The organism is Streptomyces sp. NPDC021749, assembly GCF_040640655.1.
In the GTDB taxonomy this organism is placed as follows: Bacteria; Actinomycetota; Actinomycetes; order Streptomycetales; family Streptomycetaceae; genus Streptomyces.
The window spans coordinates 48,282-74,206 of sequence record NZ_JBFACE010000010.1; the positions used below are offsets into that span (position 1 = coordinate 48,282).

Genomic DNA, 25,925 nt, shown 5'->3' on the forward strand with positions numbered 1-25,925 from the left:
AACGGACGGCCGCGGGCCGTGCCCTCCGGTCCGTCACCCCTTCGCGCGCTCGTCCCGTCCCCGGGACCTCAGGGACTCATCTCGCGAAGGAGATCTCCGTGACCAGCAGGACCCCAGCCGCAGCAGCACGGGCTACCGTGTACGGCTACCCCCGTCAGGGACAGAACCGGGAACTGAAGAAGGCCGTCGAGGGCTACTGGAAGGGCCGCGTCGGCGCGGACGCCCTGCGCGCCACCGCCGCCGAACTGCGCCGCACCCACTGGCGGCAACTGGCGGACGCCGGCATCGACGAGGTCCCGACCGGCGACTTCTCGTACTACGACCACGTGCTGGACACCACCGTCATGGTCGGCGCGATCCCCGACCGCCACCGCGCCGCCGTCGAGACGGACGCCCTGGACGGCTACTTCGCCATGGCCCGCGGCACGCAGGACGTCGCACCGCTGGAGATGACCAAGTGGTTCGACACCAACTACCACTATCTGGTGCCGGAGTTGGGCCCCGGCACGGTCTTCGCCGCCGACTCCGCCCAGCAGGTCGCCGAGGTGCGCGAGGCCCTCGCGCTCGGCCACCGCCCCCGCCCGGTGCTGGTCGGTCCGGTCACCTATCTGCTCCTGGCCAAGCCCGCGCCCGGCGTGGCCGCGGACTTCGACCCCCTGACGCTGCTCGACCGGCTGCTGCCCGTGTACGCCGAGGTGCTCGCGGACCTGCGGGCCGCCGGTGCGGAGTGGGTGCAGCTGGACGAGCCCGCGCTCGTGCAGGACCGCGCCCCCGCCGAGCTCAGTGCCGCCGCCCGCGCCTACCGCGCTCTCGGCAGTCTCACCGACCGGCCCCGACTGCTCGTCGCCTCCTACTTCGACCGGCTCGGCGACGCGCTGCTCGTACTGGCCAGGACCCCGGTGGACGGGCTCGCGCTGGACTTCACCGAGGCCGCGGCCGCGAACCTCGACGATCTCGCCGCCGTCGGCGGACTGCCCGGCAAGCGGCTGGTCGCCGGCGTGGTCAACGGCCGGAACGTCTGGATCAACGACCTCGGGAAGTCGCTGTCCACCCTCGGCACCCTCCTCGGACTCGCCGGCCACGTCGACGTCGCCGCGTCCTGCTCCCTCCTGCACGTCCCCCTCGACACCGCCGCCGAACACGACATCGACCCGCAGATCCTGCGCTGGCTCGCCTTCGCCCGGCAGAAGACCACCGAGGTCGTCACCCTGGCCCGTGGTCTGCGCCGCGGTACGCAGGCCATCGCCGCCGAACTCGCCGCCAACCGGGCCGACCTGGCATCCCGTGCCGCTTCGCCGATCACCCGCGTTGCTGCCGTACGTGCCCGGGCCGCGGCCGTCACCGACCGGGACACCCGTCGCTCACAGCCGTACCACCGGCGGGCCGCCGCGCAGCGGGCCCACCTCTCGCTGCCGCTGCTCCCGACGACCACCATCGGATCCTTCCCACAGACCGGGGAACTGCGCACCGCGCGCGCCGACCTGCGGGCCGGCCGCATCGACGCCGCCGCCTACGAGGAGCGCATCCGGGCCGAGATCCAGGAAGTGATCTCCTTCCAGGAGGAGACCGGGATCGACGTCCTGGTGCACGGCGAGCCCGAACGCAACGACATGGTCCAGTACTTCGCCGAGCAGCTCACCGGCTACCTCGCCACCCAGCACGGCTGGGTCCAGTCGTACGGCACCCGTTACGTCCGCCCGCCGATCCTCGCGGGTGACATCGCCCGGCCCGAGCCCATGACCGTGCGCTGGACCCGGTACGCCCAGTCGCTCACCGGCCGTCCCGTCAAGGGCATGCTCACCGGCCCGGTCACGATGCTCGCCTGGTCCTTCGTCCGCGACGACCAGCCGCTCGCCGACACCGCCCGCCAGGTGGCACTCGCCCTGCGCGACGAGGTCAACGACCTTGAGGCGGCCGGCACCTCGGTCATCCAGGTCGACGAGCCCGCACTGCGCGAGACCCTGCCGCTGCGCCCCGGCCCTCGCGCCGCGTACCTGGCCTGGGCCACCGAGGCGTTCCGGCTCACCACCGGCGGCGTACGCCCGGACACCCAGATCCACACCCACATGTGCTACGCCGAGTTCGGCGACATCCTCGCCGCCATCGAGGACCTCGACGCCGACGTCATCAGCCTGGAGGCCGCCCGCTCCCATATGCAGATCGCCGGCGAACTCGCCGGGACCGGCTACTCCCGTGAGGCCGGACCGGGCGTCTACGACATCCACTCTCCCCGCGTCCCCGGCGTCGACGAGGTGGAGGCCCTGCTGCGCAAGGGACTTGCGGCCCTCCCGCCGGAGCGGCTGTGGGTCAATCCGGACTGTGGCCTGAAGACCCGCGGCTGGGCCGAAGTACGTGCTTCCCTGGAGAACCTCGTCACCACGGCCCGCAACATCCGCGCCATGCTGGTCGCAGACTCCTCCTGAGCATCCGATGAGCGAGCCCCACGTCCGGCCTCCCCGGCGGGAGTGCCGGACGTGGGGCTCTTCCCTAGGAGCGCTTGGGGAATCCGGCCCGCAGTCGGGATCCGTTGCTGAGGAACGCGGCTGCGGCCAGGGGGAGGGCGGAGGCGGCCTGGGCCAGGGCGAACCAGAGCGGACAGATGCCGGGGATCATGTCGACGCCGACGATCACGACCGGCATGAGGACCGAGAGGATGCGTACGCGGAGATAGGCCCACCGTGTTCCCCGTGCGGCGAGGACGGTCATCCAGTAGATCACTGCGGCGCTCGCGAGCACTCCGCCCGAGCGGCCCCACATGAACGAGGTCACCGGGTGGCCGGTGAGCGCGAGGACGGCGACCGTGAGGAGGACGGCGGCGCTGAGCGCACCGTAGGCCGCGACGAGGTTCCGCGCCGTGCGGAAGGTCCGCCGGGTGCGGGGGTGGTTGAGGTGGGCCGCAGCGGCCGTGGGCCGGCCGGTGGTTCCCGGGCCGTGGGCGCTGCTGTCGTTCGTGGGGCGAGCGTTCGTGCTTCGGGTCGTCGTCATGGTGTCGACGCTAGGGAGCGCACGGACGGCGCGGTATGAGCCTGGACGTACGGGTGAGTGGGGCCAGACCCACTACCGGGCCGAACTGGCAGGGACCAGGCTTTTCTCAGCGCACAGTGGAAGCACTGATGACGAAGCGAGAAGGACGAGTGGGAATGGTCATGCGAAAACTGGGGTCGTGGTCGGCGAGTGCCGGGGTGGGCTTCGTCCGGGCGTGTGTGGTGGCGGTCGTCAGCATGCTGGTCCCGGCCGCGTGGGCCGCCGCCGTGGCACTGGGGATCTGGTGGGGGGCGGGGAACCCGTGGTCGTGGGTGGCGCCGTTCGTGCTGGTGTGCGTGGGCACGCTCACCCTGACCCGCCCGGTCTGCCGGATGTTCCGCTTCCTCGTCGGGCGGTGGACGGGCGCCGTCATTCCCGCCGGGTACCGGCAGGCGGGGGCGGTGACGCAACTGTCCACCGGGTTCTGGTGGAACGGTTTCTCCTACGAGCGCACCAGCCGCGATGCCCTCCTGGACCAGCGGTGGCGGCTTAGGTGGAGCGACCCGGCAAACCGGCGCGACCTGCGGTTCACGGGGATCGTGCCGTTCACCGCGGGCCTGGTCGCTGCGCTTCCGCCGGCCGGGGTGGCCGCCGCGGTCCTCGGGTTGGGCCAATCGACGTTCCCCGCGCGCCTGGCCGGAGTGCTCGCTCTGGTCGCGGCCGTCGCCGGCGCCCCGTACGCCTGGCGGCCCGTCGTGCCGGTGGCCGTCCGCTTCCTGGGTCCGTCGCCCGCGATGGCGCTGGCGGACCGGGTGGACGTGCTGACGGCCCAGCGCGCGGACACGACCATCGCCCAGGCCGCCGAGATCCGCCGGATCGAGCGGGACCTGCACGACGGGGCGCAGGCCCGCCTGGTCTCGCTCGGGCTCTCCCTGGCGACCGCGGAGAAGCTCATGGAGACCGACCCTGACCGGGCCAGGAAACTGATGCGGGAGGCACGGGCCGGCGCCGCCACGTCACTGACCGAGCTGCGCGAACTGGTCCGCGGCATCAACCCGCCGGTGCTCAACGAGCGGGGGCTCATCGATGCTGTGCGCGCCCTCGCCCTGGACAGCCCGCTGGAGGCGGAGGTCAGCGCCGACCTCCAGCTCCGCCTGGACCCGCCGATCGAGTCCGCCGTGTACTTCGGCATCGCCGAACTGCTGACCAACGCGGTCAAGCACGCCCGTGCGACCCGGGCACGGATCTCCCTCGCCCTGGACGGCACCGGTCTCGTCGTCGAGGTGGCGGACGACGGCCGCGGCGGAGCCGGCGAGCGCGCCGGCGGTGGGATCGCGGGGCTGCGCCGCCGTCTCGCGGTCTTCGACGGCACCCTGGAGATCAGCAGTCCGGCGGGCGGCCCGACCTGCGCAACAATGGTGGTGCCATGCGAATCGTTGTAGCCGAAGACCTCTACCTCCTGCGTGACGGGATGGTCCGCCTCATCGAGGCGTACGGCCACCAGGTGGTGGCGACCGCGTCCACCGGACCCGAGACGCTCGATGCGCTGCTGACCCGGCGGCCGGATGTTGCCGTCGTCGATGTCCGTATGCCGCCGACACAGTCGGACGAGGGACTGCGGGCGGCCCTCGCCGCCCGCCGCGAACTGCCCGGGCTGCCGGTGCTGATCCTCTCCCAGCACGTGGAACAGCTCTATGCGCGCGAGCTCTTGGCCGACGGTGCCGGCGGCATCGGCTATTTCCTCAAGGAGAGCGTCTTCGACGCCGATCAGTTCATCGACGCCCTGGAACGCGTTGCCGGGGGCGGGACCGCGATGGACCCGGCCGTGATCGCCAAGTTGCTCTCCAACGGCTCCTCGAACCGACGCCTGGAGCGGCTCACCGAACGCGAACATTCCGTGCTCGCCCTGATGGCCGAAGGGCTGTCCAACCAGGCCATCGGCCAGCGGCTCTTCCTCAGCGAGAGCGCCATCAGCAAGTACACCACCTCGATGTTCGGCAAACTCGGCATCACCGATGACGACAACAGCAACCGCCGCGTCCTCGCGGTCCTCGCCTATCTGAACACGTCCCAGGCGGTCTGAGGGGGAAGGGGGAGCCTGGACGTACGGACATCAGCGCACCGAGGAATTCCACGGCCGGCCGGTGGTGGCGCGACGAGGCCTGCAACCCGGTCGCGGACGGACGGGACTTCTGAGCGGCGCAGCCGGTGCCGTCATGAGCGAGCGTCCGTCATGAGGGATCGTCCGTCATGAGGGATCGGCGGGAACGGCGGTCAGCAGGTCGCGGATGACGGGACCGGCGGAGCCGCCGCCGGTCACCCCCTGTTCGACCACGCAGGCGACGGCGATATTGCCGCGATGGGCCGCGAGCCAGCCGTTGTTGGGTGCGTCCTCGGACACCTCGGCGGTGCCGGTCTTCGCGCCGATGGCGCCGGGCAGACCGGACAGGACCCGCGCCGTACCGTCCGTGACGGTGGCGCGCAGCATCGAGCGGAGTTGGGTGACGACCTTCGGCGGAAGCGGTGTGGTGGTCGTCGTGTCCCGGTTCCCGCGGGTGATCGAGGGCTGGTGGAAGGTGCCGGAGACCGCGGTGGCGGTGACCGACGCCATGATCAGCGGATTGGCCTGGCTCCTGCCCTGCCCGATCATCGAGGCGGCCTTCTCGGTCTGGTCGCGCGGCGCCGGCACCGACCCGTCGTACGAGGCGATGCCGAGGTGCCACTTCTGGCCGACACCGAAGTACTTCCCGGCGACGTCGCCCGGTTCCCGGTCGCCGAGCTTGCCGCGCAGGCTGATGAAGGCGGTGTTGCAGGACTCGGCGAAGTCCTTCAGGAAGGTCGCGTTGCGGTGCTCGGAGGTCTCCACGTTGTGGAACTCCTTGCCCACCATGAGGTACTTGGGACAGTCGACGACGTCGGAGGGTGCGACCGCGCCCTTGAGCAGCAGGGCGCTGCTGGTGACGATCTTCCAGGTGGAGCCGGGCGCGTAGGTGCCGGAGACGGCACGGTTGAAGCCGGACGACGGGGAGTTGGCCATCGCGAGGATCTCGCCGTTGTCGATCCGGAGGGCGACGAGCGAGGCGTTCTTGCCGTGCGCCCCGGAGGCGAGGGCGTTCTCCGCGGCGGCTGCCAGGTGGCGTCGAGCGTCGTACGGACGGGCCGGCGGGCGGGTTGGCCGGGCTTCTTCCCGAAGGTGGCTTCGGTACGCTCGGCCTTCCCGGTGACCCGGTCGACGAGCTGGATCGCCCCGCGCGGAGCGCCGCCGCCCGTGCCGGCGTCGAGCTGGTCGAGGACGGGGCTCAGCGACGGGAACCCGGCGCCCGACAGGGTTGCGCCCCTGCGGTCGGTGACCTCCGGGGCGGCGCCCGTGTCCTCCCGTGCGAGGTGGAACTTCCTGGTCCCGCTGAGCCGCGGGTGGACGACCGACAGCGTCCAGTCCACCTTCCAGCTGCCGTCGTGCTGCTGACGCAGCGGAAGCTTCGAGGTGTACGTCCAGGTGCCGAGGTCGGCTATCGGCATCGTGGCGGTGAAGGGGACGACGACGGTGTCGTCCTCGGCCCGGGTGGGCGCCGCAGAGGCCGTGAGCGTCGGATGGCGGATGTCGAGCCCGGCGGTGAAGTTGCGCAGCACTTCCCCGGCCGTGGCGGGTCTGGTGGTGCGGGGTCGGCCGGCCCGCCGGGGGGAGCGGGCCGGCCGGACCGTCGTTGCTCAGAGGCGGAAGAAGTCGAGGATCGTGCGGGTCGCGTTCAGGGCGGTGCTGGTGCGTCCGAAGCCCGCCGGTGGCTTGATGCGCGAGCCGGGCCAGCTGTGTCCGGCGTGGTGCATGACGAGGAGTTGGACGGTCGCTCCGGGGGCCTTGAGGCGCCACACGGTGCGGTCGTAGCCCGCTTCGGCCTTCGTGGTCGAGCGGTCCGCCGCCCCGCCCGCTGCTGCGAACGCCGCGGCGCTGTCCCGGGCCGACATGGTCGGGGTGACCGGTTCCTCGCCGGCGGGGGCGGGGGAGGGGCTGGGCATTCCGGCGAGCGGGCGCACGGGGTCGTCGGCGCCGTAAATGATCATGAGGGGGACCGATCCGGTGGGCTTGACGACGGCGTTCCCCGTGGGGAGTTCGCCGGACACCGCGGCCGCCCCCGCCAGCAGTCCGGGGTGCTCGGCCGCCACGCGCAGGGCCATCGAGCCGCCGTTGGAGAACCCGACGACGTAGACCCGCTTCGGATCGGCCCGCTCCGTGCGGACCAGTTCGTCGATGAGTGCTGTGGTGAACCGTACGTCGAGATCCGGGTCCGGTCGCCGTGCGGTGCGCCCGGTCCCGGCGCCCCACAGCTTGCCCAGGCCCTCGGGATAGGCGATCAGCATGCCGCGGGCCCTGGGGTCCGCGTCCAGGCGACTCTGCTCACGCAGGTACGAGGCGGTGGAGCCGCGGCCGTGGAAGGCGATGATCAGGGGGCGGGGCCGGGCGTCGTGCGTGGTGGGGCGGTGCAGCAGGTAGGTCCGCGCACGGCCGTCCACCCGCAGCTGTTCGTGGGTGCCGGCCTGATGAGGGGCCGGCGAGCCGGCGGCCTTGGCCGGTGAATCCGGCTGCCCGGTCGTGCCGCAACCGGCGACGGCGACTCCGAGCAGCAGGGCGAGTGCGAGGTACCAGGCGCGCAGGAGGCGGCCGCGGCGGCATGTGGGGAGGGCGTCCATGCCCCGAGGAGAGCAATGCCCACCCCATCCTGTCCAAGACCGATATCGATCTTGAATTCATCAATTACCGATATGGTTACTGGTCATGGACCTGGTTCGGCATCTGGAGTGCTTCGTGGCTGTTGCAGAACAGTCACACTTCGGTCGTGCAGCGGCCCTTCTCGGCATCGCCCAGCCGCCGCTGTCGCAGCGGATCCAGCGGCTGGAGCGGGAGTTGGGGGTCCGGCTGTTCGAGCGCACCAGCCGGCAGGTGACGATCACCGAGGCTGGGACGCTGCTGCTGGCCGAGGCACGGGAACTCCTCGCCCGCTCCGAGGCGTTCATGGCCACCGCCCGCCGCATCCGGGACGGCGAGACCGGCCTGCTGCGCGCCGCCCTGCTGCCCGACCTCGCCGGTGAGACCGTCGCCGCGGTGCTGGCGGACTTCCCGCGGCGCCAAGCCGGTCTCGAACTGGAGCTGCACGAGCTGTCCACGACCCAGCAACTCGCCCGGTTCGCCGCGCAGGACCTGGACGTCGGCGTCATCCACCACCCCTGCGATGTCACCGGTCTGGAACTGGGCCCGGTCCTGCGCCGCGAGCTGGGCGTGCTGCTGCCGCGCAGCGCCGCCGCGGCCGCCCTCGACGAGGTGCCGCTCGCCTCGCTCACCGGGTACGACCTGATCCTCTTCCCCCGCGGCAGTGCCCCCGCGCTGTACGACGACCTGCTGACCACCTGCGCCCGCAACGGCTTCACCCCCGCCGCCGTCCGGCACGGGCAGGGCGCGAGTTTCGTCCGCGGCCTGGTGCTGTCCGCCGGAGCGGTGGCCTTCGGCCCGTACGACACCCAGCCCGCGGACGTCCGCGACGTGGGCGCGGACGCCGGACCGGGTGTCGTATGGCGTCCGCTGGCCGGTGCCCCGCTGGCCTGGCGGCACTCCGTCGCCTGGCCGAAGGGCCGTGGCGACGCCGCCGTCGGCGCGTTCGCGGACGCGGCCACGCACGCGCTGCGCACCACCGCCGGGGCGCGGGCCGAGGCGCCCCCGCGACCGCTGCACCTTCGCCCGGCATCGGAGTACTGGCTGTGACCGACACCTCCGCCCGCATCCAGGCGGCCTTCACCGAAGCCGGCGTCACCGGCTGGCTGCACGCCCTCGACATCGACTCCGGCGCCCAACTGGGCTCCGGTGCCGACCAGTTGGTCTGCACCGCCAGCGTCCACAAACTCTGTCTGCTCGTCACCCTGCACCAGCTGGCCGCCGCGGGCGCGCTGGACCTCGGCGAACAGGTCGACTGCCCGCCGGCCGGCCGCACCGCGGGTCCCACCGGGCTGGCCGCGATGCTCGACCCCGTCCGGATGTCCCTGCGCGATGTCGCGTACCTGATGATGGCGGTGAGCGACAACGCCGCCGCCGACCTCCTGCTGGGCCGCGTCGGCCTCGACGCCGTCAACCGCGTCACGGCCCGACTCGGCCTCCCACGCACCCACGCCGTCCACACCTTCGGCGAACTCCTCGCGACCATACGCGAGGACGCCGGCCCCGGCGGCGCCGGGGCACTGACCGACCCGCACGTCATCACCCGGCTCCGGGCCCTCGATCCGGCGCGCACCAACCGCAGCACTCCGCGCGACATGACCCGCCTGCTCGGGGCCGTCTGGCGCGACGAGGCCTGCACGCCCGAGCACGGCGCCGCCATCCGCCGCGTCCTCGGCCTCCAGGTCTGGCCGCACCGCATGGCTTCCGGCTTCCCCTTCGACGACGTGCACGTGGCGGGCAAGACCGGCAGTCTGCCGACCGTGCGCAACGAGGTCGGCGTCGTCGAGTACCCCGACGGCGGCCGCTACGCCGTCGCCGTCTTCACCCGCACCGCCAACACCGCCGCCACCCTCCCCGCGGCCGACGCCGTCATCGGCACCGCCGCCCGCATCGCCGTCGATGCCTTGCGGGCCCCGTAGCGGGTCTCTCCCCTCGGCCGCTTCCCGGCCTTTGTCTGGACCTTACTTGTTCATATCCCATAACTCGCAGGTCTCCGAATCGGTCGACTTCCCGATCTTTCCGCTGGTCAGTCACTGACATCATCGACAGGGGTCGTCGTAGACCTTGTCAGTTTCCTATGGCCTTTAAAGGAGCAGGGATGGCCGCGATGGAGCAGGTGCTGGTGACCGGTATCGGTGCGATAACGCCCTTGGGCGGTGACGCGCCGTCGACCTGGGCGAGCCTGCTGGCGGGGAAGTCCGGTGTGCAGGCCCTGAACGAGGAGTGGGCCGTGGACCTGCCGGTCCACATCGCCGCCGGGCTTGCCGACGATCCGGCGGCCGCGCTGCCCCGGGCGGAGGCGCGGAAGCTGGACCGCGTGGAACAGATCGCCCTGGTCAGCTCCCGTGAGGCCTGGCAGGACGCCGGCGCCCCGGACGTCGACCCGGTACGGCTCGCCGTCGTCATCGGCACCGGGACCGGCGGCATGCTCACCACCCTCGGCCAGGACGACCTCTTCGAGACGTCCGGCGCCCGCCGGCTCTCCCCGTTCACGGTCCCCATGCTCATGCCCAACGGCCCCGCCGCCTGGGTGAGCATGGACCTCGGCGCACAGGGCGGCGCCCGCACCCCGGTCAGCGCCTGCGCCTCCGGCGCCGAAGCCCTGGCCATGGCCCTGGACCTGCTCCGCGCCGACCGGGCGGACGTGGTGGTCGCCGGCGGCGTGGAGGCCTGCCTGCACCCCTTCACCCTCGCCGCCTTCGCCCAGATGAAGGCGCTCTCCACCCAGTACGAGCATCCCGAGTCCGTCTCCCGGCCCTTCGACGCGGCCCGCAGCGGTTTCGTCATGGGCGAGGGCGGATGCCTGATGGTGCTGGAGCGCGCCGAGTTCGCCCGCGCCCGGGGGGCCCGCACCTACGGCACGCTGGCCGGTGCCGGCATCACGTCCAGCGCGGACCACATCACCGCCTCCCACACGGAGGGCCAGGTGCACGCCATCGACGCCGCACTACGGGACGCCGGGGTGAGCCCCCGGGACATCGGCCATGTGCACGCGCACGCCACCTCCACCGAGTCCGGCGATCTGGCCGAGGCGCAGGCCATCGGCCTCGCCGTCGGGGACCACGCCCCGGTCACCGCGACCAAGTCGATGACCGGTCATATGCTCGGCGCCTCCGGCGCGGTGGGTGCCCTCTCGGCGCTGCTCACCCTCCGGGACGGTGTGGCACCGGCCGTACGCAACCTCGAACGGCTCGATCCCCGGGTCGAGTTGGACGTGGTGCGGGGCGAGAACCGGACCGGCCGGTGGCATGCGGCGCTCGCCAACTCCTTCGGCTTCGGCGGCCACAACGTCAGCCTCGTCCTGACCGTTTGAGGTCGGCCGGGTGATCAGACGGTGCGGGGCGGACGGCCGCGCCGGGTGAGCACCAGGATGGCCATGTCGTCCTCGTGCGCGCCCTCCGTCCAGCGGCCGACGTCCTCCGTCAGGGTCTCCACCAGCTCCTCGGGGCCCTCGAACCGCCGGTGCAGGCGCTCCGAGGAGACCGGGTCGTAGAACGTCCCCCGGCCGTTGCGCGCCTCGGTGACGCCGTCGGTCACCAGCAGCAATGAGGCCCCCACGGGCAGCCGTACGGCATCGACCGGCACGGAGCCGGCCGGAGCGAGATCGCCCAGTCCCACACCGAGGGGCAGTTGTGGCGCGGTCGGGTCGAGCCGCACGACCCGGCCGCCGTGCAGCAGATACGGCGGAGGATGCCCGCGGTTCACCAGGTTCAGCACCTCGCCGTCGGCGGAGACCTCGGCCAGCACCGCGGTGGTGAAGCCCTCCGTCGAGATCAGCGGGCCGCTCCGGGCCGCCTCCCTGGCCAGCGCCTCGTCCATCCGCTGCGACAGCGCGGCCAGGGTGGGGGCGTACTCGGCCTCCTGGCGGAACGCTCCGATCGCCACCGACACCGCGGCGACGGCCGCGATGCCCTTGCCCCGCACATCCCCGATGATCACCCGCACTCCGAAGGGCGTCTCCTGCACCGCGTAGAGATCGCCCCCGATCCGCGCCTCGGCCTGCGCCGCCGTGTACCCCGCGGCCACGGCCACCGGCCCGACCTCCCGCGGTGGATCCGGGAGCACCGCCCGCTGGACCGCCTCCGCGACGTCCCTGGCCCGCGCCAGGTCACGCCCTTGCCGCACGATGAGCCGGTTGACCACGAGGGCCAGCACACCGACCAGGCCGACCACGGCCAGGTCGACGAGCAACGGCGTCGCCGGGCGCTCCCGTTCGACGTCCACCGCCACCGAGACCACACACGTGACGCACACGACGGCGAACGCCGAGCGGAAGGACAGCGTGGCACCCGCGATGAGCGGAGCGGCGGCCAGCAGCGGAAGCCCCGTGTACGGCTCGGGCGCGAGAAGGTCCAGCAGGACGCCGGCCATGAGGACCAGCGCCGCGAGCATCCACGGCACCTTCGTCAGCGTGGGGTGCAGGACTTTCACCGCGCCTCTCCTGCGGCCGGGCCGCGCTCGCGAACCGGAGAGAACGGGACCACTGCCCCGAGTGCGGCCGGGCAGGGCCCTCATGCCGGGCAGGGTCCCTCATTCCGGCAGGCGGCGCATCTCCTCGACGCGTAGCCCGAGGTCCTGGAAGCGGGCGAGGAGTCCGAACAGCTGGGCTTCGTCCGTGACCGTGCCGAAGAACGACGTCTGCCGGGGGACCGGTTCCGTCTCCAGCTCGGGGAACGCCTCGGTCAGGAGACGGGAGACGTCACCGGTCACACGGAATTCGTAGCGCATGGTCGTGCTGCTCCCCACGGCTGGGGCACCTACAGGAGCAGCCTGCGGCCGGCGGCGGCCGTCGCCACCACCCGGAACAGGTGGGTCCGGGCCGCCGGCCACGGCGTCAGAGCACATGCAGTTCCCTGGCCCGCTCCACCGCGTCCCGGCGCCGGGAGACGCCCAGCTTGCGGTAGACACTGCGCAGGTGGGTCTTGACCGTGTTGACGGAGAGGCTCAGCTCGGCGGCCGTCTCCTCGGCGGTCAGCATCCTCTGCACACACCCGAGCACCTCGCGCTCCCGGCTGCTGAGGGGCTGCACCGGACCGGCGACGGCCGGGCCGCCACCGGGTGCGGTGAGCCAGGCACCGGGGGCCGGTGCGGCAGCGGTGCCGTCCATGCCGCCCAGCAGGTGGCGCAGCCAGGGGCCGGCGTCCGTGAAGGGCCGGCGCAGCCGCTCGGGCCGGGCGGAGTCCAGCGCGTCGACGAGCAGCTGCCGGGCGGCCGTCCGGTCGTCCGCCAGTACGGCCGCATGGGCGCGTACCAGTTGGACGGCCACCCGGTCCGGCAGGCTCAGGTCCGGCGAGCCGCCGGCACGGTCCAGCAGCCGCCGGGCACGGTCCGGGCGCCCGGCGGCGAGATGGGCGCCGGCCAGGGCGATGAGAGGGGCCGGTCCGTCGGCGGGGACGTCGTGCACGGCGGCCACGGCGGCCCGGTGATCCCCGCGGGCCAGCGCCACGACCGCGCGGGTGAGGGCGAGCCGCTGGGCGGGCCACGGCTCGTCGGCGGCTTCCGGACGGGGAAGCGCGCCGAGGGCCGCCGCCCAGCGCCCGCAGGACAGTTCCAGGCGGGCGCGCAGCACCGCCGCCTCGGCGGCCAGCACCGGGTCGTCGGGCACGTCGGGGCAGGCGAGCGCCTGGTCGAGGCGGCGGTGCGCGCCGTCCCGGTCGCCGCGGTCGAGCGCGACCGCGGCCAGCGCCAGGCAACCGGCGCCCGAGCGGTCCTCCGGGGCGGCGCCTTGCTCGTCGGCGTGGGCCAGGGCCCGCAGCGCGTGGTCCTCCGCACCCGTCAGGGCGCCCTCGGCGCTCTCGGCCAGCGCGAGCAGACCCAGCGCCCGATGGCGTAGCGGCAGGGCCGCTCCGGTCGTGCAGGCGTCGACGGCCTCGGTGCTGAGGCGGCGAGCCTCGCCGAGACGACCCGATCCGAGGAACGCCCGGGCGAGCCCGTGCAGCCGCAGCGCCTCGATCTCGGGATGCGCCCGGACCAGCTCCGGCGGTACCTGCCGCATCAGGTCCGAGACGGCCCGGGCGGCCTCCTCGGCCGCCGCGAGCCGTGGGCCGGCACCGCCCCCGTCCTGCTGAGCGTGCTCGTCGTCCGCACCCCGCTCGTCCCGCCCGCCGTCCCCCGGCCCGCACAGCAGGCGGAGCAGGGCACGGGTGAGCTCGACCTCCGGGGCCGGCTGCGGGTCCTTTTGGCGGGGGCGCGACCCGGCCGGGCGTCGTTCGGCCCTCCCCGCTTCGGGCCCCGCTCGTCCGGCCAGGGCGAGGTGGGTGCGGCAGCCGGCGCGGTCCTGCTGCGCCAGCCGGCACGCGGCGGCCACCAGGGCCGGTTCGGCTCCCGGCACGGAGGACGGCATACCGGCGAAGGCGCCCGCCACCCGCCCGGCCTCCGGCGTGGCGAGCAGGGTTCCGACCAGCAGTTGGCGGACGGCCAGCGCGGCGGCGTAGTGCCAGTCCCCGGCCTGCGCGGCGTGCTCCAGTGCCTCCGTGACGCAGCCCGCCCCGGCCAGCCAGCGGGCGGCACGGGCATGGAGCCGCGGGGCGAGACCGGGATGCCGGATCCGCAGCTGGGTGCGGAGCACCTCCGCGAACAGGGGGTGGATCCGGCACCAGGCGGTGCCGGGCACGGGCTCGACGAAGGCGTTGTCGTGGGTGAGCCGGGCCAGGACCGCCTCGGCGTTCCCCCCACCGCCGAGGGCGTTGGCCAGCTCCGGGTGGATGCGGTCGAGCACGCTGGTGCGCAGCAGCAGTTCCGCGGTGGCGGCGGGCTGGGCGTCGAGCACCTCCGCGAGCAGATAGCCGGAGACAGCCTGCTCGGAGTGGACGAACGAGCGGGCGAAGGCGGCCGGATCGCCGGTCCGGGACATGGCCAGGGCGCACAGCCGCAGCCCGGCCGCCCATCCCTCCGTGCGCCGGGTGAGGGCCCGCACCACGTCGTCCGGCGGCCGGAGTCCGTGCCGGCGCAGCAGCACGTCCGCCTCGTGCGGGGTGAAGGCCAGATGGGCGCCCCGGATCTCGGTGAGCCGGTCCTCGGCCCGGTAGCGGTGGAGCGGCAGCAGGGGTTCGACACGGCTGGTGACGACCAGTCGCCACAGCGGCCCGGCGTGCTCCAGGAGGAACTCCAGACCGGCCGGGACGCTCCGGCCAGCCACCTTCTCGAAGCCGTCGAGGACGAGGACCACGGGTGCGGGCAGCCGCTCCGTCGCGGCGGCGAGCCGGGTCAGCAGGGAGGTGTCGGCGTCGCCGGGCGAGGAGGGCATCGCGATCCCGTCGGGCAACCGGTGCAGGGCCCGCCGCAGCGCCTCCACGACGTAGCTCCAGAAGACGCCCGGCGTGCGGTCGTACGTGTCGAGCGCCAGCCAGGCGACCGGCCCGGGCGGCCCGGCGCTCAGCGCCCAAGCGGCGGCGAGGGTGGTCTTTCCGGTGCCGGCCGGACCGGTGATCACGGTCAGCGGCCCGGCCGCGCCCGCGCTGAGCCCGTCCAGCAGCCGGTGCCTGGGGACGTGGGCCCGTGGCGCGTCGGGCACCGTCAGTTTGGCGTCGAGCAGGGGGTCGCCGGACCAGGGCAACGTCGGCCGCGGGCCGGCGTCCGGGAACGCGTGTCCGGTCGAAGGCATCCGATCACCACCGTGCGACGGGGCCCACGGCCCCGGCTGGCCCCCGTGCACCACGCCGGGCCCGGCTGCCTCGGCGAATCCGGACCCGTCCTGTCCCCTTCCGTTCTTCACGTCCTTGCACGTCCATCTTCGCCACGGCCGGCCGGTGATCGCACAGCGGGCCGCCCGGCCGATGGCCCTGGCCGGGCGGGTGACACGCCCCGTGGCCCGGCGGCCGTGGGGCACCGGGCGGCTCTAGGGTGCGATCAAGAGTCGCTCGCCCCTCATCGGGGAGCACCGGAACGCGGAGAGGTGCAGACGTGCAGCGATGGCGGGCCCTGATCGTGCTCGGGACGGCCCAGTTCCTGATGGTGCTGGACACCGCGGTGATGAACGTGTCGATCAGCCGGCTGGTCGACGACTTCGACACCGAGGTCACCGCGATCCAGGGCGTCATCACGCTCTACACCCTGGTCATGGCCGCCTTCATGATCACGGGTGGGAAGCTCGGCGACGCGTTCGGGCGCCGCCGGATCTTCACCGTGGGCCTGATCGTGTACGCGGCCGGCTCCGCCCTCACCTCGCTGGCGCCGTCGCTGTGGGTGCTGGCCCTCGGCTGGTCCGTGATCGAGGGGCTCGGCGCCACACTCGTCCTCCCGGCCCTCGCGGCGCTCGTCGCCGGCGCGTACCGGGGCCGGGAGCGGTCGGTCGCCTACGGCGTCATCGGCGGCCTGGCCGGTGCCGGCATCGCGGTGGGACCACTGCTCGGCGGGTGGGTGACCACGTACCTGACCTGGCGGCTGGTGTTCGCCGGCGAGGTCGTGGTGGTCGTCGCCATGCTGTGCCTGATCCGGTGGATCCCGGACGTCCCGCCGGGGCCGCGGACCAGGCTGGACGCGGTGGGCGTCGCGCTGTCCGCGGCCGGGCTTGCCCTCGTCGTCCTCGGGGTGCTGCAGAGCAGTTCCTGGGGATGGCTGCAACCGCGCAATCCTCCCTTCACCCTGTTCGGCTTCGCCCCGACCCTGTTCGTCCTCGCCGCCGGGGCCGCCGTGCTGTGGTTGTTCGGCTGCTGGGAGCGGCGCCGGCAGGAGCGCGGACGGATCCCGCTGGTCCGCCTGTCCCTGTTCGGCGTTCCGCCGCTGCGCTCCGGCCTGACCATGCTGCTCTGCCAGAACCTCGTCCTGCTCGGGCTGTTCTTCGTTATCCCCCTGTACCTGCAGGTCGTCCAGGGCCTGAACGCCTTCGAGACCGGACTCCGCCTGCTGCCGGTGTCGGTCACCATGCTGCTGTCGGCCATGAGCGGCCCGCTCCTCGGCCGGATCGCGGCACCCCGCACGGTGGTGCGATGCGGCCTCCTCGTGCTCGTCGTGGCGGCCGGGTGGCTCCTCGCGACGATCGAGCCCCGGATCGACAACCTCTCCTTCGGCCTGGCGATGGCCGTCCTCGGCCTGGGCATGGGGCTGCTCGCTTCCCAGCTGGGCAACATCGTGCAGTCCAGCGTCGGGGAGACCGAACGCAGCGAAGCGGGCGGCCTGCAGTACACCGCGCAGAACCTCGGGTCGTCCCTGGGCACCGCGCTCATCGGATCCCTGCTCATCGGAGCCCTGGTCAGCGCCTTCACCACGCAGATCGAAAACGACCCGAAGATCTCCGACGCGGCGCGCCACCAGGCCGGCATCGCCATGGAGGCCGGGATCAGCTTCGTGAGCACGGACCAGGTGCGCGCGGCGGCGGAACGCGCCGCGCTGCCGCCCGCCGAGACCGATGCCCTCGTCGACTCCTACGCCACCGCGCAGCTGAACAGCCTCAAGGCCGCCGTCCTGGCCGCCGCGGCCGTGCCGCTCGTCGCCTTCCCCTTCACCCGCCGGCTGCCGGCCGAGCGGCCGACCAGGGAGGCCGTCCGCTCAGCGGGCGGCTGACCCACGGCCGGCAGGAAGGGCGAGGGTGCCCAGCCGCCGCCAGTCCAGCCGCGGCCGCGCGGGAGGGACGCCCGGACGGTGGCGCGGCACCCGGACCCGTAGCGCCGCCCGCTCCGAGACACAGCGCACGGGAGTGGGCAGGGCCAGCGACTCGCCGTCGACCCCGACCATCACCTCCGGCCGGTCGGCGTCCACCACGAGCGCCTCGGCGGTCAGCGAGACCAGCCCCTGCGCGTGCCGGCCGCGCAGCAGACCGGCCGCCTGCACCGCACTGTCGACCGTCACGCTCAGCATGCCCAGCACACCACCGTCGAGCCGGTCGCGGCGGCCCAGCCCCGCCCGATCGCCGACCCGGTACGGGTTGTTGCTGACCAGCACCGCCTGGGGAGCGTCCACGCTGACCGCCCCGGCCCTGACCGACAGCCGCGGACCGTGCTGGTGGGTCAGGACATCGGGCAGCAGCCGCAGGAGGGTGCCGACCTTGTCGTCGCGGTACGCCGGGCTCTGCACGACTTCCGCGTACGCACCGAAGGACGCGTTGTTGACGAAGGCCCGCCCCCCGACCCGCCCGAGGTCCACCCGGAACTCCACCCCGTCGGTCAGCGCCTCCAGGCTGTGCGACGGGTCGTCCCGGTCGAGCCCCAGATCCAGCGCGAAGTGGTTGCGCGTCCCGGCCGGGATCACCACGAACGGCACGTCGTGCTCCGCGGCCACCGCCGCGACCAGCGCCTGCGTCCCGTCGCCGCCCGCCACTCCGAGCAGGTCGGCACCACGGGCGAGGGCGTCGCGGGCCAGCCCGGCCACGTCCCCGTGGCGGGCGGCGTCGAGCAGCAGCACCTCCGCACCCAGCGCCTCCGCCTTCTCCCGCAACCCGAAACGCCCCACCTTCCCGCCGCCGGAGCGCGGATTCATCAGCAGGCAGGCACGCTCGGGCGGCCGGACCGGCCGGCCGGGGGCCGCCCGGGCGACGGTGTCCGCGCGCAGCGCGGCCCACCCCGCGGCGGCCGCGAGCATCCACAGCGCCAACGAGACCAGCACGAGCCAGAGCAGGCGCGCCGCCACGTACGACACCAGCACCGCCACCGGCGCCAGCACGGCCAGGAGCAGCGCCACACCGCGCACCACGCCCCGGCGGGACAGCGCCCACCAGCCGGCCCCCGCCGAAACCGCCAGGCCCGCCAGCCCCATGGCCACCAGCACCAGGCTCCGGAGCCCAGCCACGGACAGCAGCAGCACCGTCGCGCCGACCCCGGCCACGACCGCCAGCCGCGCGCTCCAGCGCTGCCCCGCCCGCCCGGGCGCGCCGACACGTCTCATGCCCTCTCCCGGACTCGTGGCATCTGCCGCGCCACTCGGGGTCCTCCGGGCGCGCGGCCGGTGTACCCAGCGGCTCGCGGCCCGTTCGTCGTCCCATGGTGGCGGCCCGGTGCGGTTGCCACCGTCACCCGGAACGGGTGAGGCAGGGCGGTCGGGCGGCCCGCAGAGTGGCAGTGCCGCCGGGTGCAGGGAGGACCGGTGACGGCGGGCCGTTCCCGTGGGAGAACCGGATCGGCCCACCACCACGGCGGAGGGCGAGCCCGGCGCCACGAGACAGCGGAGGAACTGGAGCCGGATGAACGGCGGCAGACGGACCACCGACGGGTCGCAGCCGGCCCGGCCGGACGACTCGGCAACGGTGCAGGCCCAGGCGCTGTTGCCGATGATCTGGGCCGATCCCCAGCACATGCCCGAGCAACTGGCCTTCTTCGCGGTGCGCCGGTTCGGTCCGCGGGCCGCGGCCGCCATGGCCCGTCGCAAGCAGCGCAAGCCCGAGGCGGGGGACGACGAACTCGCCGCGGACGTCATCGCCCACGGCACGCGGATGACGATCGCCGACGGCGCCGTACTCGGCGGGCCCTTCGTGGTCCTCATGCCGCTGAGCTTCGTGGCGGCCCTGCTCGCCCAGGCGCAGATGCTCCTCGAACTGGCCGCGCTCGCCGGACACGACCCCACGAGCGAACGACGGGTGGCGGACCTGCTGGTCCTGCAGGACGTGTACCCCTCGACCGAGGCCGCCGAGGCCGCCCTGCCCGACGTGCCGCGCCACCCACCGGGCGGCCACGGCCGGCTGCCCCGCCGGACCCGCTGGTCACTGCTCGTCAGGATGGCGGCGATCCTCGGCATCACCGGCGGCGGCGAGAAGCCGAGCAAACTCCAGCGGGTGGTGTCGACGGCCGTGATCGGGGCGCTCTTCCTCGTGGGCATGGTGCTGCCGTTGATCTGGGTGCCGGCCCTCGCGTGGATCTACCGGCAGAACTCCTCGCGGCTCGGGGCGAAGGCCGTGCAGTACTACACCCCGGGTGCCACGGGGGACCGGGTCCGGCACCGGCGTGGGCTCACCCGCGTGCCGAGGGCGGCCGGCATCGCCGCCATCCTGCGCTTTCTCGCCCTCACCGTGGTGCCCTTCCTGGCCGCGGCCGCGGTGTTGCTGGCCGGAATACGGGTCGTCGGCGGGTTCTGGGGGACCGCCCTGCTCGTCCTCTTCGCGGTCTCCCTCCTGGCGGCGGGCGCCTGGTTCGTATGGCATCGGTCACGGCTGGCCGGGGAAGGAAGGAACGAGATATGAGGACAAAAGCATCCCATCCGACACCGGCCGAACGCGCCAGGCGCGGCAAGGCGGCGCGCGCACACGTGCCGCGCTCGTCCCACGCCGAGTTCGAGCCCCGGCCGGACCGGCCCGATCCAATCGAGGTCCTCGACCGGCAGAGCGACGGACGCGTGGCGGACCTGGTGCCGCTCCGCTACGGGCGGATGCTGGAGTCGCCCTTCGCCTTCTACCGCGGCGCCGCGGCCCTCATGGCAGCGGACCTCGGCGCCCGCCCGCACACCGGGATCGAGACCCAGCTGTGCGGCGACGCCCACCTGCAAAACTTCGGGCTGTACGCCTCGCCCGAACGCCACCTGGTCTTCGACGTCAACGACTTCGACGAGACCCTGCCCGGCCCGTGGGAGTGGGACGTCAAACGGCTGGCCGCCAGCGTGGCCGTCGCGGGCCGCGACAACGGCTTTTCGGCCGCACGGCGCCGGGACGTCGTCCGCGCCACGGTCCGCTCCTACCGGGAGGCGATGCGCGGCTTCGCCGGTATGCGCCACCTCGACGTGTGGTACGCGCAGACCGACACCGAGCAGTTGCGCACGCTGTTCGCCGACCGGCTCGGCAAGCGCGGGCGCCGCCGGCTCGCCCGGACGCTGGAGACCGCCCGCAGCCGGGACCACCTGCAGTCCTTCGAGCGGCTCACCGAGGTCGTCGACGGCACCCGGCGGATCGCCGCCGACCCGCCCCTGATCGTCCCGCTGGGCGACCTGCTGACCGGCACCCACCGCACCGAACTCGAAGGCCACCTCCGCCTCCTCATCGCACGCTACGGCCAGAGCCTCCCCGCCGACCGCCGGCACCTCCTGCGGCAGTTCCGGATGGCCGACGCCGCCCGCAAGGTCGTGGGCGTCGGCAGTGTGGGCACCCGCTGCTGGATCGTGCTGCTGCTCGGCCGGGACGACGACGATCCCCTGTTCCTGCAGGCCAAGGAGGCCGGCCCGTCGGTCCTGGCGCCCTACGCGAAACCGACCACCTACGCCAACGAGGGCCAACGCGTGGTGAGCGGACAGCAGTTGATGCAGGCCGTCAGTGACATCTTCCTCGGCTGGGAGCGCATCAGCGGCATCGACGGGCGTCAACGCGACTTCTACGTGCGGCAGTTGCACGACTGGAAGGGCAGCGCCCGGACCGAGCGGATGTCCCCCGACCGGATGCGGCTCTACGGCGAGCTGTGCGGCGCGACCCTGGCCCGCGCCCACGCCCGGTCCGGCGACCGGATCGCCATCGCCGCCTACCTGGGCGGCAAGGACGTCTTCGAACGGGCCCTGGCCGAGTTCGCCGAAACGTACGCCGACCGCAACGAGCGCGACTTCCGGGCACTCGACGAGGCCGTGCACCGCGCCCGGGTCACCGCCCGGCGGGACTGACCGTCGGCACCCGCCGGCGCGCCCTGGTCACTGGCTCTTCCACTCGGGTGGCCGGCGCTCGTCGAGCAGCCGCTCCGCCGTGCTCTCGCGGAGGGACGGGCGGCGGGCCAGGGCCCGTTCGTACCACCGGCCGTACCGGTCCGCCAGGACGACGGACGAGAGCCCGTGGAGCAGGACGCTGAGCCCGACGGTGACGGCGACCACGGTGCCCGTCGGCCGCGCCCCGGGTGTCGCTTCGGTCGCCACAAGCAGACCGAGGACGAGGGACGGCAGCCCGCGCGAACCGAACCAGGCGGTGTAGAGCACGGTGGGCGCACGCAGCCCGCTGCCCGCGAACGCGACGGCGGCGGGCAGCAGCCGGACGACGGTCAGGCTCAGCACCGCATAGCCGACGACGCGCCAGTTCAGCTGCGTGAGCGCAGGGCCGAGCAGCACCGCACCGAAGACCAGGAAGCTCAGCGCGGCCAGCAGCGCGGCCAGGTGTTCGACCGCCCCGAAGGTGTCGTCCTCGCCGGCCGGAGCGGTGCCGGGCCGTGCCGCCGGGCGCACGGCGATCGAGAAGACGAAGCCCGCCACCCAGGCGGCGACGAAGGGACTGCCCTCCATGGCCGCCGCGAGCGCGGCCGCTCCGGTGGCGAGGGCCAGCGGAAGGATGCGCCGCCACTCATGGGTGATCCCGTCCGCGGCGCGCGACCGGCGCAGCAGCCACCCACCCAGGCCACCGACTACCAGCCCCAGTGCGGGACTGAGCAGGAGCACCCGTTGCAGGATCCCCGCCACTCCCTGGTGCGCGGCGGCCGTGCCGGGCAGACCGGCCAGGAGCACGGCGAAAACCGGCAGGACCAAGCACTCGTTCAGGCCGCACTCGGCGTTGAGGCCGTGCCGCACCACCGCCGGGATGCGCGGGGCGAACACCGCGCTCTTGGCCACGGACGCATCGGTGGGCGCGAGGATCACCGCGACGAGTGCCGGTCCCCAGCCGCTCACCCCCGCCAGCAGCGGCCACGCCAACAGGGCGCCGCCCACGATCGTCAGCGGCAGTCCGACGGCGAGCAGACGGGCCGGGAAGAACCAGCCGCCGCGGAACTCCTCGGAACGGACGGTGGCGGCGTCCGAGAACAGAACCAGCGCCAGCGCCGCCTCGACGAGGGTGCGCACCGGCCCGGCGTCGTGCTCCAGGTCGAGCAGCCCGAGACCGACCGGACCGATGACCACGCCGGCCGCGGTGAACACCATCGGGGCCGATACGGAGCGTGCGGCCAGGCGCCGGGAGACCAGGGCGTACCCGCCGGTGACCGCGGCCACCACAGCGACGGCCCAGCCGCCGTTTCCGCTCACCTGTGCTCCTTCGGCTGGGCGCGGTGGCCCCGGGCCTCCGTCGCCGCGTGGGCTCCGGCGCGCCTGCTCCGCCGGCGCGTCCCGGTGGCAGGGAGCGTAACGTCGGGGCCTCGCGGATCGCCGCAACAGCGGCGGCGCCCGGCGGCCGAGTCCCCTGAGTGGAGGCGACCGCCCCCGGCATTCCGGAGCAGCGCCCCCAAGGTCACCCACGACGGGTGATGGCCGCCCCGTCCGCGCGCGGCAGGCTACGAGGGAACTCCACCGGCTCGTGCCTGCCCGCGTCGCAAGCCGGGGCCGGGCAGTACGCCCCCCGGCCGTCTCAGGGCAGGGGCCTGGTCAGCGAGGAGCCGCGCATGTCCACCTCCCCCACCCCCGGCCCGGCCGGTCCCGACGGCCCGGAAGAGGGCCGTCCCCTCGGCCCCGCCGAACGCCACGAGTACGAGCGCCTCCGGCGCGCTTCCCACGTACAGCACCGGAAGCTGCGCACCGCCGGCGCGGTCGTCCTCCTCGTCCTCGCCTTCGTGCTGGCCCCGCTCGGCGCCGTCGCCGCCTGGGCGGAATCCCAGGTCTCCGACGCCGACCGGTACGTACAGACCGTCGCCCCGCTCGCCCGCGAGCCGGCGATCCAGAACGCGGTGACCGACCGGCTGACCAACGACGTGGTCAAGAAGCTCGACGTCAAGCGGGTCACCGACGCCCTCGCCAAGTCACTCGCCGAGCGCAAGGCGCCGCCCATCGTGGTCAACCAGACCAGACGACTGGGCGGCCCGCTGGAGAACGCGGTGACCGACGTGGTCCACAAGGTGGTGTACAAGGTCGTCTCCAGCGACGAGTTCGCGAAGGTCTGGGACGCCGCCAACCTGCGCGCCCATGCGGCCGTGGTCAAGGTCCTCACGGGCGAGGGCAACAGCGCCGTCCAGGCCCGCGGCGACACCGTCGTTCTGAACATCGGGACCGTCGTGGACAAGGTCCAGCAACGGCTCGAAGACCGCGGCTTCGAGAAGGCCAAGTACATCCCCGACGTCGACCGGCAGGTCGTCCTGCTGAAGACGGACAAGCTCCAGCAGGCGCAGAACGCCATGATGGTGCTCGACATCGTCGGTGTCTGGCTGCCGGTGACGGTCCTGGTACTCGTCGTGCTGGCGGTGTGGACGGCGCCGGCCCACCGGGCGACGCTGCTGACAGCGGGCGTCGGGCTCGCCGTGATGATGCTCCTGCTCCTGGTCGGGATCGCGATCGCGCGCCGCCAGTACCTCGATTCGGTGCCTCCGAGCACCCAGACCCAGCAGGCCGCGGCGGCCGTCTTCGACACGCTGGTGCGCTTCCTGCGGAACAGCACCTGGACGGTGTTCGTCGTCGCCGTGATCACCGCGATCGCCGCCTACCTCTACGGGCCCGGCCGTCCTGCCCGCGCCGTACGCTCCGGTGCCGGCCGGGCCACGGGCGCGGGCGGAAGACGGCTCGCCCGGGTCGGCGTGCGCACCGGGGGAGTGGGCCGGTGGCTGGATGCCCACCGGGCCTGGACGACCGGGACCGTCATCGCGATCGGTGCGCTGGTCCTGGTGCTGTGGAACTACCCGACACCGGCCTCGGTCGCCCTCGTCCTCGGCATCGTGCTCGTCGTGCTCATACTGCTGGGCATCCTCGCCGCAACCGGAACTCCGCCGTCCGGCATCCCGCCGACACCAGCACCGGCCGGTGCCCCACCCGGGCCCCCACCGGACGACGCACCGCCCGGCCCGTCTACGGACGACGCACCGCCCGGCCCGTCTACGGACGACGCGCCGCCCGGCCCGCCGGTTCGCCCGTAGGGGGTGATGCCGCCGACGGCCGGCGCGCGCGAAGGTGAGGGCGTACCACTGGTGATCGGGCTGGTGATCAGGAGAGAGTGATGACTGAGTACCTGGCGTACGACTATCCGGTCCTCGGAGCCTTCTGGACCGTGATGTGGATCTTCCTGTGGATCTGGTGGCTGATGCTGCTGTTCCGCATCATCGTCGACATCTTCCGCGACCGGCGGATGAACGGCTGGGCGAAGGCTGGCTGGCTCATCTTCGTGATGGTCATCCCGTTCCTCGGCGTGCTGGTCTACGTGATCGCGCGCGGCCGGGACATGGGTGAGCGCGAGCTCCAGCACGCCCGCGCCCAGCAGGAGTCCGTGAACGCCTACATCCGGGACGTGGCGGGAGGCGGCACCGGAGGCGTGGACCAACTGGCCAAACTCTCCGAGCTCAAGAGCAAGGGCGACATCACCGAGGCGGAGTTCCAGCGCGCGAAGGAAAAGCTCCTGCACTAGCGCAGGCCCCTCCGCGGGCCGCTCGCCGCTACACCGCTCCGCGGGACGCCCGCCACATCGTGTGCTCCCGGCTGATCGCCTCCTCCGCGTCGGCCACCTCCTGCGCCCACCGTGACTCCTCGTGCACCGCGGTCAGCCGCTGGTGCACGATGCTCAGTTCGGTCGCGGCGAAGGTGTAGGCCCGGCCGAGCGACTCGTACTGCCGGACCGCGAACCACGCGGCTCCCGCGCCCAGCACCGCCGCCAGTACCCCGGGCAGGTCGAACGGGATGATCCCCAGGAGCCGCAGGACCGCGGCGAGCACGCCCAGGCCCTCGACGGTGATCAGGCCGAGCCGCCAGCGGCGGGCGAGGGTGATGTTCATGGCGGCCTTGGTTCCGTACCACTGCTGTTGATCGGCGATGCGCCCGGCGAGATAGGCCTGTTGACGGACCTCGAACGGGCTCAGCCGCAGCTCGGCCATGGCTTCGGTGGCGGCCATCGAACCGACCGGGACGATGCTGTCGCTGGGCGCCTCCCGCAGCAGCACCTCCAGGCGCTGGTGGAACCTGCGCTCCGCCGTGTCCGCGGGCAGGTCGGCCGGGAAGGGGTCGCCGGCCACCGCGTAGCGCCAGGACAGCGTCTTCGCCGACTCGGCCAACGCCCGCCCGTCGTACCAGGCCCGCTCCGGCCGTTCGGTGAGCATCCAGACCTCTACGTACACGGTCGCCAGGAACGCCAGGAGCACCATCGCCACCGCGGGGTCCGCGCTCGACACCGCGCAGGCCGCGGCGGCGATCGCCAGCAGCAGTCGCCATTTCGTGCCGGTCATGTAGCGCCGCTGCCCCGACAGCGAAGCGGCGTCGGCCGACCGGAATACCGCCGGGAAATCCTCGTCCCCGAGTGTGCGCACCTCGCCCATCCGCAGCCCGCCCCTCGCCCGCGCAGAGTGAGTCCGAAATACCAGAGAAAAGTGAAGTCTAGAGGCGATCGGGGGCGTCCGGGCGGGAACGCGGATCGTGGTCCGCGGTGGCCCGAACCCGCTTGGGCAGAGGCACCGTTGCGCATGCCTGTGCTGATGAGGATGATGCGGGCACGGCCCCGGGCGGGCCCGTGGCCGGTCTGACGGACGGGGGATCCGGA

Annotated in this window: 19 protein-coding genes and 1 pseudogene; 11 read left to right on the plus strand and 9 right to left on the minus strand. The window is 73.3% G+C overall.

The features are described from left to right. Positions 1-98: 98 nt before the first annotated feature. Positions 99-2,423, plus strand: coding sequence for a 5-methyltetrahydropteroyltriglutamate--homocysteine S-methyltransferase (metE, locus tag AB0G35_RS12580; RefSeq protein ID WP_360947656.1), 2,325 nt, complete (start codon positions 99-101; stop codon positions 2,421-2,423). Positions 2,424-2,487: 64 nt separating this feature from the next. Here metE and AB0G35_RS12585 read toward each other — a convergent pair whose 3' ends face one another. Beyond that, positions 2,488-2,985: a hypothetical protein gene (locus AB0G35_RS12585; RefSeq protein ID WP_360947657.1), complete on the minus strand. Its 498-nt coding sequence runs from the start codon at positions 2,983-2,985 to the stop codon at positions 2,488-2,490. Positions 2,986-3,146: 161 nt separating this feature from the next. On the opposite strand from AB0G35_RS12585, the gene AB0G35_RS12590 reads away from it, so the two are divergent. Together AB0G35_RS12590 and AB0G35_RS12595 are read left to right on the plus strand one after the other, a co-directional pair. Further along, positions 3,147-4,406, plus strand: a complete 1,260-nt coding sequence (locus AB0G35_RS12590) for a histidine kinase (protein WP_360947897.1) — start codon at positions 3,147-3,149, stop codon at positions 4,404-4,406. Next, positions 4,391-5,047 (plus strand): response regulator transcription factor, encoded by a 657-nt coding sequence (locus AB0G35_RS12595; RefSeq protein WP_360947659.1) that lies wholly within the window; start codon positions 4,391-4,393, stop codon positions 5,045-5,047. The genes AB0G35_RS12590 and AB0G35_RS12595 overlap by 16 nt, the downstream gene beginning before the upstream one ends. Positions 5,048-5,212: 165 nt before the next feature. Here AB0G35_RS12595 and AB0G35_RS12600 read toward each other — a convergent pair. Beyond that, positions 5,213-6,624 (minus strand): annotated as a pseudogene (locus tag AB0G35_RS12600) (penicillin-binding transpeptidase domain-containing protein); the annotation flags it as partial. Positions 6,625-6,672: 48 nt separating this feature from the next. Further along, positions 6,673-7,650: a PHB depolymerase family esterase gene (locus AB0G35_RS12605; protein WP_360947661.1), complete on the minus strand. Its 978-nt coding sequence runs from the start codon at positions 7,648-7,650 to the stop codon at positions 6,673-6,675. An 85-nt stretch (positions 7,651-7,735) separates the two neighbouring features. Here AB0G35_RS12605 and AB0G35_RS12610 point away from each other — a divergent pair, with 85 nt between their 5' ends. The 3 genes from AB0G35_RS12610 (at position 7,736) to AB0G35_RS12620 (ending at position 10,979) form a co-directional block, all read left to right on the plus strand. Beyond that, positions 7,736-8,716: a LysR family transcriptional regulator gene (locus AB0G35_RS12610; protein WP_360947663.1), complete on the plus strand. Its 981-nt coding sequence runs from the start codon at positions 7,736-7,738 to the stop codon at positions 8,714-8,716. Next, positions 8,707-9,585, plus strand: coding sequence for a serine hydrolase (locus tag AB0G35_RS12615; protein WP_360947899.1), 879 nt, complete (start codon positions 8,707-8,709; stop codon positions 9,583-9,585). Before AB0G35_RS12610 ends, AB0G35_RS12615 begins: the two co-directional genes overlap by 10 nt. Positions 9,586-9,764: 179 nt before the next feature. Then, positions 9,765-10,979: a beta-ketoacyl-[acyl-carrier-protein] synthase family protein gene (locus AB0G35_RS12620; protein ID WP_360947665.1), complete on the plus strand. Its 1,215-nt coding sequence runs from the start codon at positions 9,765-9,767 to the stop codon at positions 10,977-10,979. Between the two features lie 14 nt (positions 10,980-10,993). Here the strand turns inward: AB0G35_RS12620 and AB0G35_RS12625 are convergent, their stop codons facing one another. The 3 genes from AB0G35_RS12625 to AB0G35_RS12635 form a co-directional block, all read right to left on the minus strand. After that, positions 10,994-12,076, minus strand: coding sequence for a PP2C family protein-serine/threonine phosphatase (locus tag AB0G35_RS12625; RefSeq protein WP_360947901.1), 1,083 nt, complete (start codon positions 12,074-12,076; stop codon positions 10,994-10,996). A 120-nt stretch (positions 12,077-12,196) separates the two neighbouring features. Beyond that, positions 12,197-12,394 (minus strand): hypothetical protein, encoded by a 198-nt coding sequence (locus tag AB0G35_RS12630; protein WP_360947903.1) that lies wholly within the window; start codon positions 12,392-12,394, stop codon positions 12,197-12,199. A gap of 106 nt (positions 12,395-12,500) precedes the next feature. Beyond that, positions 12,501-15,269, minus strand: coding sequence for a LuxR C-terminal-related transcriptional regulator (locus tag AB0G35_RS12635; RefSeq protein WP_360947667.1), 2,769 nt, complete (start codon positions 15,267-15,269; stop codon positions 12,501-12,503). A 299-nt stretch (positions 15,270-15,568) separates the two neighbouring features. Here AB0G35_RS12635 and AB0G35_RS12640 point away from each other — a divergent pair, with 299 nt between their 5' ends. Then, positions 15,569-17,167, plus strand: a complete 1,599-nt coding sequence (locus AB0G35_RS12640; protein ID WP_360947669.1) for an MFS transporter — start codon at positions 15,569-15,571, stop codon at positions 17,165-17,167. Here AB0G35_RS12640 and AB0G35_RS12645 read toward each other — a convergent pair. Next, the gene (locus AB0G35_RS12645; protein ID WP_360947671.1) at positions 17,153-18,484 is read right to left on the minus strand and encodes a diacylglycerol kinase family protein; all 1,332 of its coding nucleotides are present in this window, start codon (positions 18,482-18,484) and stop codon (positions 17,153-17,155) included. The genes AB0G35_RS12640 and AB0G35_RS12645 overlap by 15 nt on opposite strands. 295 nt (positions 18,485-18,779) lie before the next feature. Between AB0G35_RS12645 and AB0G35_RS12650 the strand changes: the two genes are divergently transcribed. Both AB0G35_RS12650 and AB0G35_RS12655 read left to right on the plus strand, forming a co-directional pair. After that, the gene (locus AB0G35_RS12650; protein WP_360947673.1) at positions 18,780-19,772 is read left to right on the plus strand and encodes a hypothetical protein; all 993 of its coding nucleotides are present in this window, start codon (positions 18,780-18,782) and stop codon (positions 19,770-19,772) included. After that, a complete protein-coding gene (locus AB0G35_RS12655; RefSeq protein ID WP_360947675.1) occupies positions 19,769-21,169 on the plus strand; it encodes a DUF2252 domain-containing protein in 1,401 nt (466 codons plus the stop codon). The genes AB0G35_RS12650 and AB0G35_RS12655 overlap by 4 nt, the downstream gene beginning before the upstream one ends. Positions 21,170-21,196: 27 nt before the next feature. Here AB0G35_RS12655 and AB0G35_RS12660 read toward each other — a convergent pair whose 3' ends face one another. Beyond that, positions 21,197-22,507, minus strand: coding sequence for a cation:proton antiporter (locus tag AB0G35_RS12660; RefSeq protein ID WP_360947677.1), 1,311 nt, complete (start codon positions 22,505-22,507; stop codon positions 21,197-21,199). A gap of 353 nt (positions 22,508-22,860) precedes the next feature. Here AB0G35_RS12660 and AB0G35_RS12665 point away from each other — a divergent pair, with 353 nt between their 5' ends. Together AB0G35_RS12665 and AB0G35_RS12670 are read left to right on the plus strand one after the other, a co-directional pair. Next, positions 22,861-24,318 carry a hypothetical protein gene (locus AB0G35_RS12665; protein WP_360947679.1) on the plus strand — a complete coding sequence of 486 codons (1,458 nt, stop codon included), beginning with the start codon at positions 22,861-22,863 and terminating at the stop codon, positions 24,316-24,318. A gap of 80 nt (positions 24,319-24,398) precedes the next feature. Further along, complete coding sequence (locus tag AB0G35_RS12670) at positions 24,399-24,803, plus strand: SHOCT domain-containing protein (protein ID WP_360947681.1); 405 nt, start codon at positions 24,399-24,401, stop codon at positions 24,801-24,803. A gap of 28 nt (positions 24,804-24,831) precedes the next feature. Here the strand turns inward: AB0G35_RS12670 and AB0G35_RS12675 are convergent, their stop codons facing one another. Then, entirely contained in the window at positions 24,832-25,704 is an 873-nt protein-coding gene (locus tag AB0G35_RS12675; RefSeq protein ID WP_360947683.1) for a DUF4231 domain-containing protein, read from the minus strand. Positions 25,705-25,925 lie beyond the last annotated feature (221 nt).

Coding starts and splice junctions, on each gene's coding strand:
- AB0G35_RS12655 (WP_360947675.1), top strand. CDS start 19,769: ATGAGGACAAAAGCATCCCATCCGACACCGGCCGAACGCGCCAGGCGC.
- AB0G35_RS12635 (WP_360947667.1), bottom strand. CDS start 15,269: ATGCCTTCGACCGGACACGCGTTCCCGGACGCCGGCCCGCGGCCGACG.
- AB0G35_RS12650 (WP_360947673.1), top strand. CDS start 18,780: ATGAACGGCGGCAGACGGACCACCGACGGGTCGCAGCCGGCCCGGCCG.
- AB0G35_RS12595 (WP_360947659.1), top strand. CDS start 4,391: ATGCGAATCGTTGTAGCCGAAGACCTCTACCTCCTGCGTGACGGGATG.
- AB0G35_RS12645 (WP_360947671.1), bottom strand. CDS start 18,484: ATGAGACGTGTCGGCGCGCCCGGGCGGGCGGGGCAGCGCTGGAGCGCG.
- AB0G35_RS12620 (WP_360947665.1), top strand. CDS start 9,765: ATGGCCGCGATGGAGCAGGTGCTGGTGACCGGTATCGGTGCGATAACG.
- AB0G35_RS12665 (WP_360947679.1), top strand. CDS start 22,861: ATGTCCACCTCCCCCACCCCCGGCCCGGCCGGTCCCGACGGCCCGGAA.
- AB0G35_RS12670 (WP_360947681.1), top strand. CDS start 24,399: ATGACTGAGTACCTGGCGTACGACTATCCGGTCCTCGGAGCCTTCTGG.
- AB0G35_RS12590 (WP_360947897.1), top strand. CDS start 3,147: ATGCGAAAACTGGGGTCGTGGTCGGCGAGTGCCGGGGTGGGCTTCGTC.
- AB0G35_RS12675 (WP_360947683.1), bottom strand. CDS start 25,704: ATGGGCGAGGTGCGCACACTCGGGGACGAGGATTTCCCGGCGGTATTC.
- AB0G35_RS12610 (WP_360947663.1), top strand. CDS start 7,736: ATGGACCTGGTTCGGCATCTGGAGTGCTTCGTGGCTGTTGCAGAACAG.
- AB0G35_RS12630 (WP_360947903.1), bottom strand. CDS start 12,394: ATGCGCTACGAATTCCGTGTGACCGGTGACGTCTCCCGTCTCCTGACC.
- AB0G35_RS12605 (WP_360947661.1), bottom strand. CDS start 7,650: ATGGACGCCCTCCCCACATGCCGCCGCGGCCGCCTCCTGCGCGCCTGG.
- AB0G35_RS12585 (WP_360947657.1), bottom strand. CDS start 2,985: ATGACGACGACCCGAAGCACGAACGCTCGCCCCACGAACGACAGCAGC.